The organism is Kineococcus sp. NPDC059986 (assembly GCF_040702905.1).
GTDB lineage: Bacteria > Actinomycetota > Actinomycetes > Actinomycetales > Kineococcaceae > Kineococcus.
In genome coordinates, this window is record NZ_JBFBND010000020.1 from 21,313 (window position 1) to 37,071 (window position 15,759).

General features: G+C 75.7%; 14 protein-coding genes. 6 read left to right on the top strand and 8 right to left on the bottom strand.

All coding sequences use genetic code 11. The features are described from left to right. The 6 genes from AB0637_RS15510 to AB0637_RS15535 all read right to left on the bottom strand — a co-directional run bounded on the left by AB0637_RS15510 (position 1) and on the right by AB0637_RS15535 (position 6,660). Positions 1-2,184, bottom strand: coding sequence for a DUF6541 family protein (locus tag AB0637_RS15510; RefSeq protein ID WP_366173347.1), 2,184 nt, complete (start codon positions 2,182-2,184; stop codon positions 1-3). Next, positions 2,181-3,314, bottom strand: coding sequence for a glycosyltransferase family 4 protein (locus tag AB0637_RS15515; RefSeq protein ID WP_366173348.1), 1,134 nt, complete (start codon positions 3,312-3,314; stop codon positions 2,181-2,183). Before AB0637_RS15515 ends, AB0637_RS15510 begins: the two co-directional genes overlap by 4 nt. Positions 3,315-3,372: 58 nt before the next feature. After that, positions 3,373-3,888 carry a methyltransferase gene (locus AB0637_RS15520; RefSeq protein ID WP_366173349.1) on the bottom strand — a complete coding sequence of 172 codons (516 nt, stop codon included), beginning with the start codon at positions 3,886-3,888 and terminating at the stop codon, positions 3,373-3,375. Then, a complete protein-coding gene (locus AB0637_RS15525; protein ID WP_366173350.1) occupies positions 3,885-4,253 on the bottom strand; it encodes a hypothetical protein in 369 nt (122 codons plus the stop codon). The genes AB0637_RS15520 and AB0637_RS15525 overlap by 4 nt, the downstream gene beginning before the upstream one ends. 69 nt (positions 4,254-4,322) lie before the next feature. Then, a complete protein-coding gene (locus AB0637_RS15530) occupies positions 4,323-5,738 on the bottom strand; it encodes a protein kinase (RefSeq protein WP_366173351.1) in 1,416 nt (471 codons plus the stop codon). After that, positions 5,731-6,660: a hypothetical protein gene (locus tag AB0637_RS15535; protein WP_366173352.1), complete on the bottom strand. Its 930-nt coding sequence runs from the start codon at positions 6,658-6,660 to the stop codon at positions 5,731-5,733. The genes AB0637_RS15530 and AB0637_RS15535 overlap by 8 nt, the downstream gene beginning before the upstream one ends. A gap of 177 nt (positions 6,661-6,837) precedes the next feature. On the opposite strand from AB0637_RS15535, the gene AB0637_RS15540 reads away from it, so the two are divergent. After that, positions 6,838-7,692 carry a peptidoglycan-binding domain-containing protein gene (locus AB0637_RS15540; RefSeq protein WP_366173353.1) on the top strand — a complete coding sequence of 285 codons (855 nt, stop codon included), beginning with the start codon at positions 6,838-6,840 and terminating at the stop codon, positions 7,690-7,692. Positions 7,693-7,765: 73 nt separating this feature from the next. Further along, positions 7,766-8,605: a CHAP domain-containing protein gene (locus tag AB0637_RS15545; protein WP_366173354.1), complete on the top strand. Its 840-nt coding sequence runs from the start codon at positions 7,766-7,768 to the stop codon at positions 8,603-8,605. A gap of 81 nt (positions 8,606-8,686) precedes the next feature. Here the strand turns inward: AB0637_RS15545 and AB0637_RS15550 are convergent, their stop codons facing one another. Further along, positions 8,687-10,501 (bottom strand): ABC transporter ATP-binding protein, encoded by a 1,815-nt coding sequence (locus AB0637_RS15550; RefSeq protein ID WP_366173355.1) that lies wholly within the window; start codon positions 10,499-10,501, stop codon positions 8,687-8,689. 59 nt (positions 10,502-10,560) lie between these two features. On the opposite strand from AB0637_RS15550, the gene AB0637_RS15555 reads away from it, so the two are divergent. Beyond that, complete coding sequence (locus tag AB0637_RS15555) at positions 10,561-11,283, top strand: glycosyltransferase family 2 protein (RefSeq protein WP_366173356.1); 723 nt, start codon at positions 10,561-10,563, stop codon at positions 11,281-11,283. 2 nt (positions 11,284-11,285) lie between these two features. Then, positions 11,286-11,660, top strand: a complete 375-nt coding sequence (locus tag AB0637_RS15560) for a DUF2304 domain-containing protein (RefSeq protein ID WP_366173358.1) — start codon at positions 11,286-11,288, stop codon at positions 11,658-11,660. Positions 11,661-11,666: 6 nt separating this feature from the next. Here the strand turns inward: AB0637_RS15560 and AB0637_RS15565 are convergent, their stop codons facing one another. Continuing rightward, complete coding sequence (locus AB0637_RS15565) at positions 11,667-12,728, bottom strand: cell wall-binding repeat-containing protein (RefSeq protein ID WP_366173359.1); 1,062 nt, start codon at positions 12,726-12,728, stop codon at positions 11,667-11,669. A 207-nt stretch (positions 12,729-12,935) separates the two neighbouring features. Here AB0637_RS15565 and AB0637_RS15570 point away from each other — a divergent pair, with 207 nt between their 5' ends. Further along, positions 12,936-14,264: a UDP-glucose/GDP-mannose dehydrogenase family protein gene (locus AB0637_RS15570; RefSeq protein WP_366173360.1), complete on the top strand. Its 1,329-nt coding sequence runs from the start codon at positions 12,936-12,938 to the stop codon at positions 14,262-14,264. Between the two features lie 165 nt (positions 14,265-14,429). Further along, positions 14,430-15,689 carry an LCP family protein gene (locus tag AB0637_RS15575; protein ID WP_366173361.1) on the top strand — a complete coding sequence of 420 codons (1,260 nt, stop codon included), beginning with the start codon at positions 14,430-14,432 and terminating at the stop codon, positions 15,687-15,689. Positions 15,690-15,759 lie beyond the last annotated feature (70 nt).

Sequence of the window (15,759 nt, forward strand, 5' to 3'; positions counted from 1 at the left end):
TCACGAGCCCTGCGCCTGACCCTGCTGCGGGGGCAGCACCTCCCAGACCCCCACCGACCCGCTCGTGAAGACGCGGCGGAAGCCGGGGGCGGTGTCGAGGTCGACGAGCCCGGGCGGCACGGCGTACCCGGGGACGCCGAAGAACCGCGCGTCGTCGGGGCGCAGCGGCAGGCCCGGCGCGAGGGAGTCCACGACGACCCACGCGACGTCGTCGCGGCGCACGACCTCCTGCACCTGCGGGGTCATGGCGCGCAGGTCACGGGCCAGGATCCGCAGGTCGGGCTGCGAGGCCAGGGGCACGGCCGTCGTCGCCAGGACCGGGACGCCCTCGAGGACGTAGGCGTAGGTGGAGCCGTCGTTGCCGGAGTTCATGACCCGCTGACCGGGCCGCACGACGGAGGCGAGGTAGCGGGCGGCGGCCTGGTCGTCGGCGTCGATGCGCTCGTAGGCGGGGGCGGCGTACCGCTCGCGCAGCGCCTGGACCTCCCCCGGTCCCGACTCCACGGCCGCCCCGGCGAGCAGCGCCGCCCCGAGGACGGCCGCGACGACGGGTGCGGCCCGGCGCCCCCGGGTCAGCCACCCGGCGACCCGGACGACGGCGACCCCGGCCAGCAGCCACGCCCAGGGGCTGCCGTGGGCGACGACGCGGTAGTAGGAGTTCCACGCCGAGTCCCAGACGAGGTCCAGGCCCGGGGCGTGCAGGTCGACGAGGTAGGCGACCGCGAGCGCCGACCAGACGAGCCAGACGAAGACCACGGGCAGGGCCTTGCGCCCGGCGAGCGCGACCCCGGCGAGGACGGCGACGGCCAGCACCCACTGCTCCTGCGTCCCGCCGGGGTCGACCCCGCCCTGCAGCGGCAGCATGAGGACGCGGTGCAGCGCGTCGGGAAGGGACTCCGGCGGGAGGTCGCGGGCGAAGCGGGAGCTCGACCCGCCCCCGGCCGACGCGGCCTGCAGCAGCGAGGTCCCGACGAGCCCGCCCGCCAGCCCTCCCGCCACCACGAGCCCGACCAGCCACCGCCACCCGGCCCGCGCGGAGAACACGCTGTCCGCCTCCGGGACCCGCCCCTCCGAGGCGGAGGACACCCTTTCCGCCCCCGAGCGGGGGCGTGCAGGGGCGGGAAGCGTGCTTTCCGCCCCGCAGGAACGCCGGCGGACGGCGGAGAGGCCGCTGCCCACGAGCCAGACGCACCACACGCCGAGCACCCCGCTGCCGACCGTGAGGGCGGCGCTCGGGTGGACGGTGACGGCGCCGGCGCACGCGAGGGCGACGGCGGGCACCCGGGCGGACAGCGCTCGCCACGACAGGACCTCGCGCGGCGGCATGACGAGGGCGATCGCGCCGGGGGCCAGGGCGATGGCGGCGGCGTTGGGCAGGGCACCGGAGTCGTGGTGCATGGCGAGCAGCGGCTGGTAGGCCAGGGACGAGGCCACGGCCGCGACACCCCCGGCCGCGAGCCAGCGCGGCGGCAGGACCCGGTCGGCGAGCGCGAGCAGCCCGAGGGTCTGGACGACGGCGAGGACGACGACGCTCGTGGCGTTGAGCCCGCTGACGGCGTCGACGCGGGCGGTCTGCGCGACGAGGGCGGCCCACTGGTGCAGGCCGTCGGGGTAGTACTGCGCGGGCGTGCCGGTCACGACGTCGAGGGCCTGCGCGCGCCACGGGGCGGCGTCGCCGGTGCGCAGGATGCGCGCCACGACGAGGGTGTGGGTGATGGTGTCGTGCTCCTGCGACGGCGTCGCCAGCGCGCCCATCCCCCGCCGGAACAGCTCGCACGTCGTCGCGGCGGCGGCCAGGACGAGGACACCCCCCGCCAGCAGCGGCCCCCGGGCGGAGAACACTCCTTCCGCCCTCGAACCCGCCCGTTCGGGGGCGGAAAGAGTGTTTTCCGCCCGTGGGAGGTGGCCGCGCAGGAGGCGGGAGAGGGCGGCGAGGAGCAGCGCGGCGGCGAGCACTCCCCACCACGCGAAGCGCGTGCCCGTCGCGCCGGTGACGCTCGCGGCGACGGTGGAGACCCCGATCGAGACGGCCGGCGCGGCGCCGAGCAGCAGCGGCGACCGGCGCACCCCGCCGGCGACGAGCACGGCCGCCCCCGGCAGCAGGACCCACAGCGCGGCGACGACGAGGGTCAGCCCGTCCCCGGCCGGGGAGCCGCCGGTGACGACGGCGACAGGGGGGTTCACAGCAGGTCGGTCACGGCGTCGGCGGCGCGGTCGGCGGCGGCGGCCAGCGACCCGTGCGCGAGGGCCCACGAGCGCAGCCGTTCCCGCTGCTCCGGCGACGGCGTCCGGACCTCGGACAGCGCCGCGGCGACGGCCGCGGGGTCGTGCGCGACGGCCCAGCCGAGGTCGTGCTCGCGCACGAGCGTCGCACCGCTGCCGACCCCGGCGAACAGCACGGGCGTCCCGCAGGCCGTGGCGGCGAAGATCTTGGTCGGCGACATGAGGTCGTAGCCGCTGGCCGGGACGAGCGAGGCCAGCGCGACGTCGGCCCCGGCGAGCAGTTCCGCCGCGCGTTCGGGCGGGACGGTGCCGGGCAGCTGCACCCCGGGCACCGTGCGGGCCAGCTCGCGCAGCCGCGGGACGTCGACCCCGCCGCCGACCATCGTCAGCGTCGCGCCGGGGTGGTCGGCGACGAACCGCGCGAACCCGCGGACGAAGACCTCCGCGCCCTGCCACTCCGACATCGTGCCGCTGTAGACGACACGGACCCCCTGTGCCGCAACCACTTCGACGGCCGGACGGAACACGTCGACGTCCACCCCGTTCCCGACGACGCGCACGCGCGAGGCGTCGACGCCGCCGCGGACGACCTCGTCGGCCATCCCCTGCGTGACGGCCAGGACGCGGGCGGCACCCCGCAGCGACGCCTGTTCGGCGAGGGCGACCGCGCGCAGCACCGGGGCCGGGGCCCCCGCGGCGACGGCGCCCTGGGACCACACGTCGGGCAGGTAGGAGACGTACGGCACCCCGCGCAGCCGGGACGTCAACCGCGTGACGACCCCCGTCGTGGGCGGAGGTTCGTGCACGACGACGTCGGGGCGGCGGCCGGTGAGCAGCCGCGCGGTGAGGGGGACGTCGAAGGAGAGGTAGGGCAGGTAGCCGCGGACGACGCCGTCGCCGTCGCGCAGGACGGGCAGGCGCCGCGTGCGCACCCCCGCGTCGGGCGTCTCCGCCCGCGTCGCGGACGTCGTCAGGACCTCGACCTCGCAGCCGCGGGCGACGAGCGCGCGCGCCAGGGCGCGCAGGCGGAACGGCGCGGCCCCCACGTCCGGCGGGTAGGTCCGCGTCGCGATGCGGACCAGCGGCGACACGCACCGGACCCTACCCAGCGCTTCTCGGAACCCGGGCCCGCCACTCCCGGGGAGCGCCTCAGCGACGCGGAAACCACAGGGGCACGGCGTCCCGGTACCGGGCGAAGGCCGTCCCGAAGCGGTCCAGCAGGAACCGCTCCTCCGACGGCCGGATGACGAGGTGCCACAGGAGCGCCCCCGCCGGCGGCACGAGGTAGTACGTCGGGGACCCGACGAGGAGCGCCACCCCGAGGGCCTGGGTGCACCCGCTGACGGCCATCGGGTTGCGCACCCACCGGTACGGGCCGGCCACGACGAGGCGGGCGGCCGCGTCGAACGGGACGGGTGTGCCCTCCCCGGCGGCCATCGCGAACGCGCAGCGGATCCCGAGGGCGCTCGCCGCGACGAGGACCACGACCCCGGCGACCGGTCCCCCGGGCAGGTGCCACGTCGGCACCCCCAGCCACCTCTCGACCGCGCGCAGCCCCGTCGGCAGCACGACGAGGGCGAGCGTCCAGACGACGACCATCCAGGCCAGGGTCTTGGCCAGGTGCCGGCCGCGGGTGGCGGGACGGGCGACCCGGTAGAGCCTCACCGGGCGAGCGCCCGGGCGAGGGCGCTGCCCGCCGTCGCGGCCGTCATGGCGGCGACGCCGAGCCCGCCGCTGCGGCTCGCGGCCGCGCACCGGAGGGTGCGGACGGTGCTCCAGCCCACGACGGCCGTGACGACGCCGGCCACCGGGGCCGCGGCGGGGTGCCCGGCGCGGACCAGCACGGCGGCGGCCGCCGAGGTGAGCGCGAGGACGACGTCACCGCGGGCGAAGGAGTCCAGGACGGCCGGGTCGCCGAGCTCGAAGCGTCGACGGAAGGACGGCGAGACGGCCAGCCCGGTCCACCACACCGGCACCGCGACGGCCTGCGCCGCGAGGTAGCCGGCGGCCAGGGCCCGGGTGGAGCTCACCCTCCGAGCATGACCCAGACACGGGAGCTGGGGAGTGCGGACGGGAACGCTGCGGCGTTCCCGCACCCCTCACGGGCAGGACCAGGCCCCCGTCGCGTCGCGCACCGACCACTGCCCGGCGGCGTCGAGCACCGAGACGCGCCAGGACACGCACCCGTCGACGGCGGGCACGACGACCGGGCCGGCGTCGATGCGGTAGGCGTGCCAGTCGTGGTCGCACGTGCCGCCCTGCCCGCACAGGGTGAGCGCGAGGTGGGTCTCCTGCCCGCGCAGCGGTGACCCCTCCGGTTTGACGAGCTTGGCGCACACCTCGCCGCCGTCGGGGGCCTGGAAGAGGCGGACCTCCCCGACGACCACGCCGTCGGCGCGGGCCACCTCCGAGCGGGCCACCGGGGCGGCGTCCGTGACGGCCTGGTCGCACCGGCCCGGGGTCGCGGGCGGCAGCACGACGGGGCTGCCGTCCGCGGCCACGTCCGCGCGGGCCGTGGCGGCGTCGGGCGTGCCCGCCCCCGTGACGGACGGCGTCCCCCCGGCCACCGCGCGGGGCCCGGCCGAACCCCCGGCGGACCCCCCGGCGGACCCGCGCCCCAGGACCCCGCCGCCCGTCAGCACCACGGCTCCGGCGACCACCACGGCGAGCAGCCCCGAGACGAGGCCGCCCACCAGCAGGGCGCGGGCCGGCCGGCGGGCGGGGCGCCCGGAGGTGCCGGCGACCGGCTCGGCCCGCGGGCCCGGCGGCAGCGGCGGGGGCAGCGCGACCCCGAGCTCCTCGGCGTCGCGGGCGAGCCGCTGCGCGAAGGCGGCCGCGTCCGCGGGCCGGTCCTCGGACCGGACCGAGGCCGCCGCGGTGAGCGTCTGCTCCAGGCCCGCGGGCAGGTCCTCGCCGAGCACGTCGCGCAGGACGACGGCGGCGGAGTAGACGTCGGTGCGGGCGTCCGGCGAGGCCCCCCGGCTGAGCTCCGGGGCGACGTACCGGGGTGTCCCGGCGGCCCGGTCCTCGGTGGCGGCCCCCTGGACGGTCGACAGGCCGAGGTCGCAGAGCTTGGCCCGGCCCTCGTGGACCAGGACGTTCCCGACGCCCACGTCGCGGTGGACGGCCCCGGCGCGGTGCACGGCGGCCAGCCCGAGGAGCAGGTCGTGGCCCCAGACCAGCCCCTCGGCCAGGGCCGGCCGGCCGTCGTCGGCGAGGACGTCGGCCAGGGCGCGTCCGTGCGGTTCCACGGCGATCCACGGTGGGTCGGCGTCCGGTTCGGCCCACGTGTAGGAGACGAGGTGACCACTGGTGGCGGCCAGGTCGGCGTGCCGGCGGACCTCGCGCACGAAGCGTTCGCGGTCCCGGGCGCCGGCGAGCGGTCGCCGCCACACCTTCAGGGCGGTCACCCGGCCGTCGACCGTGCGCCGCGCCAGCCACACGACGGCCGTCGACCCGACGCCCAGGGGTGACCCGACCGGTTCGAACCCGTCGGGGAAGGGCAGGTCAGCCACCCACGGCCCCCTGCAGCTTGCCGCGGTGGACCAGCAGCCGGGCCACGGCCGCCGTCAGCGTGTCCTGCGGGCGCACCCCGCCGGGCAGGGCGCGCACGGTGTCGGCGTACTCCTCGACCAGCGCCTCGACGCGCCGCCGGGCGGTGCGGGCGCTGACGCCGAGGACGGCGGCGACCTCGGCGTAGGTGGCCGGACCGGGGGCACCGCGCAGCAACGGCGCGCAGACGGCCTCGGCGACGTCGCGGTGCTGCGCCGGGACGTCCGGCACGCGGACGGTCCCCAGCACGGGTGAGGCCAGCAGCACCCGCGCCAGCTCCGGACCGTCCACACCGGTGGGGTCGTCGAGGCCGAGCAGGTCCGCGAGCCGGGCGAGGTCGCGCTCGACGTCCCGCCGCGGCAGACCGAGGACGCCGGCCACCTCCCCGGCGTCGGCCCCCTCGCGGCGACCCGCCAGGACGGGCGCGCACACCGCGCGGGCCACGGGGTCGAGGTCGGCCGGGATCCGGCGGGGCGGCGCCGCGGCCGGCTCCGCGGGGACGGGTTCGGGGGTCTCGGAGGTGGACCGGCGGTCGTCGGGGGCGATCAGCAACCGCCACGACCCGGTGCTCGGCGCGTGCACGGAACCCCGCGGCCAGGGCACCGAGCACGCGTGCCCCGGGCGGTCGGGGTCCCGCGGGGGCAGCACGGTCGAGACGACGCCCGGGCCGTCGACGACGAGTTCGTGCGCGCTGGAGAGGTTGCGCACCCAGACCTGCCCGTCGGTGCACCACAACTCCCCTGCCGTGACGGACAGGGTGTTGCCGCGGACCTGCTCCCACACGGTGATGTCGTCCTCGGCGTCGCTGCGGCCGAACCGCCGGCGCTGCCCCTCCCGCAGGGTGCACGTCTCGTCGGCGTACCGGACGACGAAGGCCGAGGTCACGGGTCCGGTCGCACGACCTCCGACCGACCTGTCACGCACGGTCACGCATTGTGGCCCCGCGGTCCGGTCGGCACAAGGACGCCGGGGGGCAGGGGCTGCCCGTGACGACGTCGGCCCCGCACGGCGAGGGTCGGTGCACCGGCCGGGACCACCCGGCCCCCGCGAGGAGGAGGACCGATGTCGATCGACCTGCGGGCCGGTCCGGGCGCACGGCGCCGGACCGTCGTCGGAGCCCTGGCCGCCGCACCGCTGGCCCTGGCGGGCGCGCAGCGCGCCGCCGCCGCCGCCCTGCCGACCGTCTCGATGGAGGCCGTGCTGCTGGCCGCCCAGTGGGACCCCGCCAAGGCGGACGAGGCGGTCACCCCGGGCGCCGGACCGGGCGTCCGGCTCGTCGAACGCGCGCTGGCGGACCGCGGGCTGCTCGCGTCGGGGTACGTCGACGGCCACTTCGGCACCCGGACGGTCGCGGCGTACGCCGCGTGGCAGCGCTCGCTGGGCCACAGCGGACTCGGGGCGACGGGGCTGCCCGGCCGGGCGTCGCTGGAACGGCTGGGACAGGGGCGCTTCACCGTCGTGCGCCCCGTCGCGACGGGCGGGCGGACCACCGTCCAGGGGTTCGCCTGCAACGCCCGCACGCTCGCCATGCTGCAGGCCGCCCGGACCCGGGCCGGGGTCCCCGTCGTCGTCGAGCAGGGGTCCTACTCCCCCGGCGCCGACCCGACCTCGGCCGGCACCCACGACGGCGGCGGCGCCCTGGACCTCGACGCCGAACGGCTCACCGCCGCCCAGCGCCGCACGCTCGTCAACGCCCTGCGCGAGGTGGGGTTCGCGGCGTGGCTGCGCACCCCCGCCCAGGGCCGGTGGCCGCTGCACGTGCACGCCGTGGCCATCAGCGACCCCGACCTGTCCCGGCCGGCGGCCGACCAGGTCGGCGACTACTTCGAGGGCCGCAACGGACTCGCGAACGGCGCCCCCGACGACGGCCCGGCCGTCCGCAAGCGGACCTGGGAGCAGTTCCAGCGCGGCGACTGACGACCCGACCTCACGACACGACCTCACGACACGACCCCGGAACCACCACCAGCACCACCGAGAGGACCCACCGATGCGCACTCCGTTCCGCTCCGCCCTCGGCGCCGCCGTCGCCACCGGCCTCCTGGCCGCCGGCACGCTCGCGGTGTCGACCCCCGCCCAGGCCGCCGCCCGCGACGGCGTCTGCAACGCCGGCGAGTTCTGCCTGTACTTCAACAGCGGCCAGCAGGGGTCGGTCTCCGACTTCACCGGCTCGATCTCCGACTACGGCGCCGCCCAGCCGGACTGCTACGAGTTCCGCGGCGCCGGCACCGGCAAGGGCCGCTGCGTGAAGAACAACGCGGCCTCGGTCTGGAACCGCACCGGCAAACCGGTCACGGTGTTCTTCAACAGCGGCTACGGCGGTGCGGGACAGACGTTCGCGGCCGGCGCGACCGCGAACCTCAACGCCACCCTGAAGAACGAGAACGCCTCCCACCGCATCGGGGGCAGCACGTCCACGGGCGGGTACCCGGCCCGCGACGACTACCCCTACAAGGGGCAGGGCAGCGGCGTCGACCCCTGGAACTTCTACAAGGGCCAGTGCACGAGCTTCGTCGCGTGGGCCGTCCGGTCGCGGCTGGGCATCGACTTCAGCAACTCCTACAAGGGCCAGCACTGGGGCAACGCCGAGCACTGGGACCAGGCTGCCCGGGCCGCCGGCATCCCCGTGTCCGGGACCCCCCGCGCCGGGGACGTCGCCGTCCGCAACGGCGGGAGCTACGGCCACGTCGCGTTCGTGACGAAGGTCAACGCCAACGGGTCCATCGAGGTCGACGAGTACAACTACCTGCACCGGGACGCGTACTCGCACCGCACCACGACGGTCGGCTCCGCCGACTCGCAGTTCAGCACGTTCATCCACCTGAAGTGAGCCGGTGGCTGCGGGACCCGCGGGGGGGGGGCGGGTCCCGCAGCCGTGCCCGGTGCACTGCGGGCCCGCGTCAGGCCCGCGTCAGGAGCCGGGGGCCCCCGTCAGCCCGGACAGCTCGGCCTGCACGGCGAAGTCCGGCACCCGCGCGACGACCTCGTCGAAGGTGCCGACGTCCACGACGCGCCCCTCCTCCAGGAGCACGACGGCGTCGCAGTCGCGGACCGTCGCGAGACGGTGGGCGACGACGAGCACGGTGACGTCGTGCAGGCCGGCGACGGTGGCGGTGACGGCGGCCTCGGTCGAGGCGTCCAGCGCGGACGTCGCCTCGTCCAGGACGAGGACCTTGGGGTCGGTGTAGAGCGCCCGGGCGATGCCGAGCCGCTGCCGCTGCCCACCGGACAGCCGCAGCCCGCGCTCCCCCACGGGCGTGGAGAGGCCCTGCGGGAGACCGGCGACGACCTCGGTGAGCTGGGCGTCGGCGAGCACCCGCTGCACGCGCGCCTCGTCGACCTCCTCCCGGCGCCAGGACAGGGCGACGTTCGCGGCGACGTCGGCGTCGAGCAGCGCGACCTCCTGCGGGACGTACCCGATCCGTCCACGCCACCCCGCGGCGACGTCGGCCAACGGCACGCCCCCGACGAGGACCCGGCCGGCCGACGGCTCGAGCAGGCCGAGGACGACGTCGACGAGCGTGGACTTGCCCGACCCGGACCGGCCGACGACGGCGACGCGGGCCCCGGCCGGGATGCGCGCCGAGACCCCCGCCAGGGCGGGGCGCTCGCTGCCGGGGTAGGTGAAGGTGACGTCGTCCAGGACGATCTCGACGGCGCCCGGGGGCAGGCCCACGGGGTCGACGGGGGCGAACCGCGGGGGCTCGGCGCCCGCGGCCCCCGTCTCCCGCAACGCCTCGAGCACCTCGTGGGCGTTCGGCTCGTGGGCGTGCATCGTCGCGAACACCGACTGCAGCCGGGTCAGGCACGGCACGACGCGGAACCCCGCGACGGCGAACAGGCCGATGGCCGAGACGGCCTCGGTGACGCCCTGGGTCAGGACGGCGACGCCGCCGACGACGAGGAACCCGCCGAGCAGCGCGGCCTCGAGGACGAACCGCGGGCCGACGGAGTAGAAGAACGCCATCCCACGGGCGCGCGCGCTGCCCGTGCGCACCTCGCGGGCCACCCCGGCGAGCTGGTCGCCGCGGCCGCGCAGCGTGATCTCCTTCGTCGTGGCGAAGGACTCCTGGACGAGCCGGATCGTCTGGACGCTGGCCGACGTGGCCGTGCGGCCGGCCGCGGCGGCGCGCTTGGCGATGACGGAGTAGAGCAGGACGGCGACGAGCCCGAAGTAGACGGCCGCGACGATCGCGGTCTGCCACGCCGCCACGAGGACGACGGCCCCGACCGCGACGAGCGAGGCGACCTCGGCGACGAGGCTGGAGAACGGCATGAGGAACCCGTTGAAGGACTGGTTGAGCGACTCGTCGACGGTCCGGACGGCCCGCGCGGAGGAGGCCCGCAGCCGGTAGCTCCACGACGCGGACAGGTAGGCGCGCACGAGCCGGTCGGCGACGTCGACCTCGTGGTCGGCGAAGCGCACGACGCCCCAGCGCACGAGCGCGAGCTGGGCCAGGGACTTCACCACGAGCAGCAGGCTGGCGACGCAGATGAGGACGATGAGCTGCACCGTCGTGATCGAGGCGCCGAGGACGGGCAGCGCCAGGGCGAGCTGGCCGCTGCCGGAGACCGCGGCGGGCAGCAGGACGGCGAGCAGGCCGAGGGCCGCGACGTCGAAGACCGACAGCAGCGCCTGGGCCGTGCAGTAGACCGCCACGAACCGCGAACTGCCCGCCGGCAGGAGCGAGAGCAGCGTGCGGACGGTCGACAGCAGGGACTTCACGCGCGTCATCCTCGCCGATGCGCGGGGTGGGGTGGGGGACGCGCCATGATGGACGGGCCGTGACCACCTCAGCCGCCTCCCCCACCCCGACCCCGCCGCGCCCCAGCGCCCCGGGGTTCGACGACACGTGGGTCGTCGTCCCCCTCTACTGCGAGGCGAGCGTCATCGGGGGTGTCGTGCGCGGCCTGCACGAGCAGTTCGCCCACGTCGTGTGCGTCGACGACGGCAGCACCGACGCCTCCGCGGCCGAGGCCGAGCGGGCCGGCGCGGTCGTCGTGCGGCACGCCGTGAACCTGGGCCAGGGCGCGGCGCTGCAGACGGGCATCGCGTACGCGTTGCGCGACCCGCGGACGCGGTCGGTCGTGACGTTCGACGCCGACGGCCAGCACCGTGTCGAGGACGCGGCCGACATGGTCCGGCGGCTGGAGGCCGAGGACCTCGACGTGGTGTTCGGCAGCCGGTTCCTGGACCGGCGCACCGAGCTGGACCGGCTCAAGCGGCTCGTGCTGCGGGCCGCGGTCGTCTACACGAACCGGACGACGGGGCTGCGCCTGACGGACGCGCACAACGGGTTGCGGGTATTCTCCCGCCGCGGGGCGCAGACCCTGCGGATCCGCCACAACCGGATGGCCCACGCCAGCGAGATCGTCGCGCAGGTGGGCCGGTCGGACCTGCGCTGGGGCGAGCAGCCGGTGCACGTCCTCTACACGGACTACTCGCGCTCGAAGGGCCAGTCGCTGCTGAACAGCATCAACATCCTCGTCGAAACGCTGCTGGGGTAGTCGTGCTCGCCATCCAGGTCCTGCTCATCGCCGTGGTGCTCGTCGTCGGCGCCGTCCTCGTGCGCAGCACCGCGAACGCCCGGCACCAGGCCGTCCGGCGGCTGCTGCTGGCCGCGCTCGTGGCGCTGGCCGTCGCGAGCATCCTCGTGCCGACGGCCGTCACGTCGGTCGCGAACCTCGTCGGCGTCGGCCGCGGCGCCGACCTGCTCCTGTACGGGCTGGTCATCGCCTTCCTGGGGTTCGTCGTCTCCTCCTACCGGCGGGCCCGGCACCTGGAGGAGACGGTCACCGAACTGGCCCGCCGCCTCGCCCTCGACGAGGCCCTCACACCGGAACAGGCCCGCCCCCACGAGGGTGACGGGCCCGTCCGGGACTGAGCGGGATCAGCTCGCGGCGGCGACCGCGGCGTTGTACGCGGCGTCCGAGACGGAGTTCTGGTCGCCGAAGACGAGGACGTTGTCGATCGTCTTGCCGTTCGCCGTGGCGTCGGACTTGATGACGTTGATCGCGTTCTTCGTGCTGTCGGGCAGCGATCCCTTGGCGGTCAGCAGCATCGGGCCGCCCGCGTAGGCCAGCAACGCCGACCCGGACAGGGCGTCCGGCCAGTTCTCGCCCGTGGCGACGCCGATGACGGTCGTCGCGTCCTCGAAGAAGGCCTTCGACGTGAACTGCTGCGCCACCAGGCCCGCGGTCTCGTAGCGGTCGTTGCCGGCGAGCTGGGCCCAGCCGCTGGTGCCGCGGCCGACGGCCGTCACGGCGGTGCCGCCGATGGCGAGCTTCGTCGCGAAGGTCCGGGAGTTCAGGTAGTCCTGCGTCGTGGCGCCGAGGTTGCCGCCGTCGCTCAGCAGGACCACGCCGATGCTGTGGTTGGTGTCGCGCTCGACGACGCCCATGAGGGCACCGGCGGCGAGGCCGTCCGGGAAGTTCCAGCCGGTGACGACCGAGACGGTCTGGGCACCGGGCAGCAGCTTCGCGATCGCGACGGCCGTGCCGAAGCGGTCGGAGCCGGAGACGCGCTGGGTCGTGAAGCCGAGGGCCTTGACGGCGCTCTCGACCCCGGCCGACAGGGCGTTGGTGTCACCGAGGAGGTACACGGTGCCGCCGGGCTTGAGGACGTCGCTGATGGCGGCCGCGACCTCGGGCTGCAGCGCCGTGCGCGACGTCATGAGGAGCGGGCCGCCCTTGTCGGAGGCCAGCGGGGCGCCGGCGAGGGCGTCCGCGAAGGTGTCCGACCGGGTCAGGACGACCGCGGAGGCGCCCTGGCTGGAGAAGGACTTCGAGGCCGCGATGGCGGTGCCGACGCGGTCGGCGCCGTAGACGCGGTCACCCTGGGCTGCCTTGAGGGTGACGCCGGGGCTGGCGGTCGCGGGCGCTCCCCCGGCGACGAGGGCCGTGCTGACCGCGAGGGCGGCCGCGAGGCCGAGGGTGCGAGGACGCAAGCGCATGGTGACCTTCCGGTGGGACGTGCCGTCAGCTGCAGGTCTCGACCCCGAACGGCCGAATCTTGAGGCACAGAGTGTCACGACTTCTGACGAGATCCGGTCACACCCTCGGCTCCAGCCGGTCACAGGACCTCCGCGAGACGGGCGTCTCACCGCCCCGAACGGCCGCGGATGTGTTCACACCGCGTACGGGTCGCTACTCTGCGCGTCATGCGGATGACTGTCATCGGATGTGGCTACCTCGGCGCGGTCCATGCTGCGTGCATGGCCGAGCTGGGGCACGAGGTCATCGGGATCGACGTCGACCCTGAGAAGGTCGCGGCCCTGCAGGCCGCTCGCGCCCCGTTCTTCGAACCGGGCCTGCCCGAACTGCTCGAGCGCACCATGGCCACCGGCCGGCTCCGCTTCACCACCGACATGGCCGAAGCCGCCGGCTCGGCCGTCCACTTCGTCTGCGTCGGCACCCCGCAGAAGCGCGGCGAGTTCGCGGCCGACATGAAGTACGTCGACGCCGCCGTGGACTCCCTGCTGCCCCACGTCGCCCCCGGCGAGCTCGTCGTCGGCAAGTCCACCGTCCCCGTCGGCACCGCCGCCCGCCTCGCGCTGAAGGTCAAGGAGACCGAACCCGGCGCCGCGCTGGCCTGGAACCCCGAGTTCCTGCGCGAGGGCCACGCCGTGGAGGACACCCTGACCCCGGACCGCCTCGTCTACGGCGTCCCCGGCGGGCAGACCACGACCGAGGGCAAGAACGCCAAGGCCCTGCTCGACGAGGTCTACGCCACCCCCCTGGGCCGCGGGACCCCCCTCATCGTCACCGACTACCAGACCGCCGAACTGGTCAAGGTCGCCGCCAACTCCTTCCTCGCCACCAAGATCAGCTTCATCAACGCGATGGCCGAGCTGTGCGAGAAGGTCAACGCCGACGTCACCCAGCTCGCCGACGCCATCGGCCACGACGACCGCATCGGCCGCAAGTTCCTCAACGCCGGCCTCGGCTTCGGTGGCGGCTGCCTGCCCAAGGACATCCGCGCCTTCATGGCCCGTGCCGGCGAGCTCGGCGCCGACCAGACCCTGACCTTCCTGCGCGAGGTCGACTCCATCAACATGCGCCGCCGGATCCGCATGGTCGACCTGGCCCGCGAGGTCTGCGACGGCTCCCTCATCGGCAAGCGCGTCGCCGTCCTGGGCGCGGCGTTCAAGCCGCTCTCGGACGACATCCGCGACTCCCCCGCCCTCAACGTCGCCGCCCAGATCCGCCTGCAGGGCGGTGACGTCGTCCTGACCGACCCCGCCGCGCTGGACAACGCCCGCAAGGCCGTCCCGGACATCTCCTACGCCGAGACCGTCACCGAGGCCGTCCGCGGCGCCGACGTCGTGCTCCTGCTCACCGAGTGGAAGGAGTACCGCGACCTGGAACCGGCCACGATCTCCTCCCTGGTCAAGGAGAAGCGCATCCTCGACGGCCGCAACGCCCTCGACCCCACCCGCTGGCGCGCCGCCGGCTGGACGTACCGCGCCCTGGGCCGCCCCCGCTCCTGACCCACCCTCCCCCGCGCGGAGGACACGCTTTCCGCCCCTGCACCGTCCCTTCCGGGGCGGGTGTCGTGCTCTCCGCCCGCGGGGAGCGCGCGGCAGGGGCGGAAAGTGTGTTTTCCGCGTGTGGAGGGACGGGTGGGGTGCGGCGCCGGCCGTACGGTGGTGGACATGCCCGCCGAGCCCCCCGAGCGAGACACCTCCGCCGACGAGGCGCAGCGCTGGCACTCCACCACCTACGGCAAGCCCCGGCGCGCGGCCGGCCGGCCCGCCGCCCAGACCCCCGGGCACCAGCAGCGCCTCGCGGAACTGCAGCGACCGCCCGCCACGCGCCCCCGGGCCCCCCAGGACCCGCAGGACGCGCACGACCTGTCCGAGTCCCCGGACCCGCAGGACCGCGGGCCCGTCCCGCCGCGGCCGGCCCGTGCGCGCCGTCGGCCCCACGTGCGCCGGCGCCGGGTCCTGGCCGTCGTCGCCGTCCTCGTCGTGCTGGCCGTCACCTACCCCGTCGCCCTTGCCTGGCGCGGCTGGTCGTCGGTGGACAAGATCGCGGCGGCCTCGACGGGTGAGCGCCCCGCGGCCACCCCGGGCACGACGTACCTCATCGTCGGGTCGGACTCGCGCGACGGACTGACGCCGGCCGAGATCGCGGAGTACTCCGCGGGCGGCGCCGACATCTCGGGCCAGCGCACGGACACGATCATGCTGCTGCACGTCCCCGACGGCGGGGGGCCGGCGGCGCTCATCAGCATCCCCCGCGACTCGTGGGTCCCCATCCCGGGCCACGACAAGAACAAGATCAACGCGGCCTTCTCGATCGGCGGCGCCCCTCTGCTCATGCAGACGGTCGAGCAGGTCTCGGGGCTGCGCATCGACCACTACGTCGAGACCGGGTTCGGCGGTTTCGCGCAGATCGTCAACGCCGTCGGCGGGGTCACGATGTGCCCGGCCAAGGCGGTGGACGACGTGCGCGCGGGGCTGAACATCCCGGCCGGCTGCCAGCAGATGGACGGCAAGACGGCGCTGGGGTACGCCCGCTACCGCTACACCGACGTCCAGGGAGACTTCGGCCGCGTGCAGCGCCAGCGCGAACTCCTCGGCGCCATCGTGTCGAAGGCCGCGAGCCCCACCACGCTGCTGAACCCCTTCCGGGCGTTCCCCCTCGCCTCCGCGGGCGGTGCCGCGGTGACGGTCGACGACGAGTCCTCCATCACGGACCTCGTCGGGTTCCTGCGCGGCATGCGCGCGGCCACGGGCAGCGGTGGGATCTCCATGACGGTGCCGGTCTCGGACCCGAACTACCGCACCGGGCACGGCACCGCGGTGAAGTGGGACAGCCAGAAGGCGCTGGCCATGTTCACCGACCTCAAGAACGACGACACCCAGGCGCTGACGTCCCTCGTCCCGGCGCCGGCCCCCGCCCCCGCCTGAGTCGCCCGGGCAGCAGGACGCCCCGCCGGCCGAGAGGCCGACGGGGCGTTCTGCTGCTGCCGTGGAGTCC